This is a genomic window from Cellulophaga sp. 3_MG-2023 (assembly GCF_030546975.1).
Lineage (GTDB): Bacteria > Bacteroidota > Bacteroidia > Flavobacteriales > Flavobacteriaceae > Cellulophaga.
Window position 1 is genome coordinate 1 of sequence record NZ_JAUOPS010000019.1, and the last position, 530, is coordinate 530.

Here is a 530-nt window from a genome sequence, read left to right on the forward strand (position 1 = left end):
TTATTTGTATGATAGTAAATACCTGCTCCAAAATTGGGAGAGAATTTTTTATCAATATCATTATATCCAGTAGGAGTAGACTCTTGTCTGTAGTTAGCAAGTTTAGAAAAGTCAAGGTTTAAAAAATGTCCACCCGCTTTAAGTCCAAAAGATAGTTTGCCTAGATCCCCAGTGGGAACAGTGTATGAGAAGGCAGCATCTACATAAGTATCTTGATTTGTACCATTCCCAATTTCATCGTGTACAACCGATAGTCCAAGTCCGACTCTTCTAGAAACAGGAGTGTTAAAGTTAAGGGTTTGTGTTGTGGGCGCACCGTCTAGTCCTACCCATTGCGATCTATGCAAGGCAGCAATACTAAATACGCCTCTAGACCCTGCGTAAGCAGGGTTAATGGCAATAGTATTATACATATATTGAGTGTATTGAGCATCTTGTTGTGCAGAAGAGTTTTGCACAGCAAGAAAAACTAAAACAATACTAACTAATAATTTTCTCATAATTTATGATTTATGCGTTTAATGGTTGTG

1 protein-coding gene is annotated in these 530 nt (G+C 37.4%); it reads right to left on the reverse strand.

Annotation, left to right across the window (positions count from 1 at the left end; translation table 11 throughout):
- Positions 1–500 (reverse strand): type IX secretion system membrane protein PorP/SprF (locus tag Q4487_RS17025; protein WP_303571932.1); only part of this gene is annotated, 500 nt, incomplete at its 3' end.
- Positions 501–530: the final 30 nt, after the last annotated feature.